The organism is Ruegeria sp. CL6 (genome assembly GCF_056536465.1).
In genome coordinates, this window is the sequence record NZ_JBQFPR010000025.1 from 1 (window position 1) to 3,848 (window position 3,848).

General features: G+C 63.4%; 3 protein-coding genes. All 3 read left to right on the forward strand.

Annotated features, from left to right (window positions below):
- On the forward strand, positions 1–474 hold a 474-nt coding region (locus tag ACR0LH_RS21540), incomplete at its 5' end, for a (2Fe-2S)-binding protein (protein ID WP_480682378.1).
- 73 nt (positions 475–547) lie between these two features.
- A complete protein-coding gene (locus ACR0LH_RS21545; protein WP_170418884.1) occupies positions 548–2,908 on the forward strand; it encodes a xanthine dehydrogenase family protein molybdopterin-binding subunit in 2,361 nt (786 codons plus the stop codon).
- 131 nt (positions 2,909–3,039) lie between these two features.
- Complete coding sequence (locus tag ACR0LH_RS21550; RefSeq protein WP_480722414.1) at positions 3,040–3,831, forward strand: FAD binding domain-containing protein; 792 nt, start codon at positions 3,040–3,042, stop codon at positions 3,829–3,831.
- Positions 3,832–3,848 lie beyond the last annotated feature (17 nt).

Below are 3,848 nucleotides of genomic sequence, written 5' to 3' on the forward strand. Positions count from 1 at the left end.
TCGATGACTGTGAACGGCGTTGCTGTGAGCGGTGAGGTTGAGGGTCGGACGTTATTGTCTGGTTTTTTGCGTGATCATTTGGGGATGACGGGGACGCATGTTGGGTGTGACACGGCGCAATGTGGGGCGTGTGTTGTGCATGTGGATGGTCAGGCTGTGAAGTCGTGCAACATGCTTGCGCTCGAGGCGGATGGGGCTGATGTCGGCACGATCGAGGGTCAGGCGGCTGAGGATGGGTCGCTGAACACCATTCAGCAGGCGTTTCAGGATCATCACGGGCTTCAGTGCGGGTTCTGCACGCCGGGCATGGTGATGAGTGCGGCGGCGCTGTTGAAAGAGAACCCGCGCCCGACCGAGGCCGAGATCCGGCATTACCTGGAAGGCAATCTGTGCCGGTGCACGGGCTATCACAACATCGTCAAGGCGATCATGGCCGCATCGGGCCAGGACGTGGGCAGCATCGCTGCGGAATGATGCCGCTGCGGGCGGTTGCGCCCGTGGAATGACAGCGGGTGCCGGCGTGCACTCATAGGGAGGAGATCAAGCAATGCCCAAAGACAGTGGCATCGGAGCCAGTTCCAAGCGGCGCGAGGACGTGCGCTTTCTGACCGGAGCAGGCAATTACACCGACGACATCAACGTGGCCGGACAGGCCTATGTGTATTTCCTGCGCTCGGATATCGCGCATGGCCGGATCAGCAGCATCGACACTTCGGCGGCCGAGGGCATGCCGGGTGTGGTGCGGATATTCACCGGCAAGGATTTTGAAGGGGTCGGCGGCATCCCCTGCGGCTGGGAGGTGACGGACAAGCATGGCGCGCCCATGCAGGAACCGGCCCATCCCATTCTGGCGCAGGGCAAGGTGCGGCATGTGGGCGATCCCATCGCCGCAGTGGTGGCCGACAGCCTGGATCAGGCGCGCGACGCGGCCGAGGCGATTGACGTCGACATCGAGGAACTGCCCGCGGTGATCGACATGAAGGCGGCCGCGCAGGACGGCGCGACGCTGGTGCATGACGATCTGAAGAACAACATCTGCTATGACTGGCATCTGGGCGAGACCGACGACGCCAAGGTCGATGAGGTGTTTGCGGGCGCGGCCCATGTGACCACTCTGGATCTGGTAAACAACCGTCTGGTTGCCAACCCGATGGAGCCGCGCGTGGCGGTGGCGGAATACAGCCGCGGGACCGAGGAATATACGCTCTATACCACCTCGCAGAACCCGCATGTGATCCGATTGCTGATGTGCGCCTTCGTGCTGGGTCTGCCGGAACACAAGGTGCGCGTGGTGGCCCCCGATGTGGGCGGCGGCTTTGGCACCAAGATCTTCCACTATGCGGAAGAGGCGTTCTGTACCTTTGCGGCCAAAGCCTGCAACCGGCCCGTCAAATGGTCGGCCAGCCGGTCCGAGGCGTTCATGTCCGACGCCCATGGCCGCGATCACGTGACCACAATCGAACTGGCGCTGGATGCCGACAATAACTTTATCGGCCTGCGCACCAACACGCTGGCCAATATGGGGGCCTATCTGTCGACCTTTGCCAGCTCGGTTCCGACCTGGCTGCATGGCACGCTGGCCGCAGGCAATTACACAACTCCGGTCATTCAGGTGAACGTGAAGGCGATGTTCACCAACACGGTGCCGGTGGATGCCTATCGCGGCGCGGGCCGGCCCGAGGCGACCTATCAACTGGAACGCGTGATCGACAAGGCCGCGCGTGAGCTGGGGGTCGATCCGATTGCGCTGCGGCGTCAGAACTTCATCACCCAGTTCCCCTATGACACGCCGGTGGCGCTGACCTATGACACCGGGGATTACAACGGGACGATGGACAAGCTGGAGGCCGCCGCCGATCTGGCAGGCTTTGCCGCGCGGCGTGCGGAAAGCGAAGCCAAGGGCAAGCTGCGGGGCTTGGGCATCAACTGCTATATCGAGGCGTGCGGCATTGCGCCCTCGAACATCGTGGGGATGCTGGGCGCGCGTGCGGGTCTTTATGATGCAGCGACGGTGCGGGTGAATGCCACCGGATCAATCAGCGTCATGGTTGGTGCGCATAGCCATGGGCAAGGGCATGAGACGGCCTTTCCGCAGGTTGTGGCCGACATGATCGGCATCGACGAGTCGATGGTTGAGATCGTGCATGGCGACACCTCGAAGATCCCGTTTGGTATGGGCACCTATGGGTCCCGCTCGCTGGCGGTTTGTGGCTCGGCCATGGTGAAGGCCACCGAGAAGGTGATCGACAAGGCCAAGAAGATCGCCGCCCACCTGCTGGAGGCCTCCGAGGCCGATATCGAGCTGAAGGACGGTCAGTTCAGCGTCGCGGGCACCGACAAGTCGGTGGCCTGGGGCGATGTGACCCTGACGGCCTATGTGCCTCATAACTACCCGCTGGAGGTCGAGCCGGGGCTGGAGGAGACCGCGTTTTACGACCCGGCCAACTTTACCTTCCCCGCGGGCGCCTATGCCTGCGAGGTCGAACTGGACCCTGAGACCGGCAAGGTCAGCATCGAGGCGTTCACCGCCGCGGATGACTTTGGCAACATCGTCAACCCGATGATCGTGGATGGTCAGGTCCATGGCGGCATCGGTCAGGGCATCGGTCAGGCGCTGTTGGAGAACTGCGCCTATGACGAGAATGGCCAACTGCTGAGTGCCTCTTACATGGATTACGCCATGCCGCGCGCCGATGATGTGCCGTTCTATGGCGTGGATCATTCCAGCCAGACACCCTGCACGCACAACCCGCTGGGTGTGAAGGGCTGTGGGGAGGCCGGTGCCATTGGCTCGCCGCCCGCAGTGGTGAATGCGGTTCTGGATGCGATGAACTCGGGCGGCAAGGCGATTGACCATATCGACATGCCGGTGAGCCCGTCGCGCGTCTGGGCGGCGATGAACAGCTGAGAGGTTGGGGAGCGAGGGGCCAGCCCCGCCGCCCATTGGTGCTCGAACCAATGGCGCACCAATGGGCAGCTCCCCGGGATATTTACAGCCAGATGAAGGGCGGATCGGCGCCTTTCGGAAAGGAAGACGGAATGTATAATTTCGAGTTTGAGAAGCCCTCGACCATTGCGGATGCGGTTGCCGCGCTGGGGGCTGAGGATGCGCAGGCGTTGGGCGGCGGTCAGACGCTGATCCCGACGCTGAAGCAGCGGTTGGCGGCGCCGTCGGCGTTGGTGTCGCTGAGCGGGATTGCCGAGATGCAGGGGGTCTGTATCGAGGATGACGGATCGGTCGCCATTGGCGGCGCGACGCCCCATGCGGTGGTGGCGCGCGAGGCGGCGGGGTCTTATCCGGCGCTGGCGGCATTGGCCGGGCAGATCGGCGATCCGGCGGTGCGCAACCGCGGCACCATTGGCGGGTCGGTGGCCAATAACGATCCGGCGGCCTGTTATCCGGCGGCTGTGCTGGGGTCGGGCGCGACCATCGTGACCAATGCGCGGCAGATCGCGGCGGATGAGTTCTTTCAGGGCATGTTCACCACGGCGTTGGATGAGGGCGAGATCATCACCTCGATCCGCTTCCCGGTGCCGCAGGCCGCGAGCTATCAGAAGTTCCTGCAGCCTGCGTCCCGGTTCGCTCTGGTGGGCGTCTATCTGGCGCGGTTCGCCGACGGTGTGCGCGTGGCCGTTACCGGTGCCAGCGAGGACGGCGTGTTCCGCTGGTCCGAGGCCGAGGACGCTCTGACCAAGGAGTTCCGCGCCGACGCCCTGACCGGCCTGAGCATCAATCCCGCCAACATGATCGGCGACCTGCATGGCAGCAAGGACTACCGCGCGCACCTCGTCAGCGTCATGACAAAACGCGCAATCAACGCCTGCGCTTAAAGACACAACTCAAACCA

What these genes read in the sequence shown, in the direction of transcription:
- ACR0LH_RS21550 (WP_480722414.1), top strand. Translation starts at nt 3,040, where the DNA reads ATGTATAATTTCGAGTTTGAGAAGCCCTCGACCATTGCGGATGCGGTT.
- ACR0LH_RS21545 (WP_170418884.1), top strand. Translation starts at nt 548, where the DNA reads ATGCCCAAAGACAGTGGCATCGGAGCCAGTTCCAAGCGGCGCGAGGAC.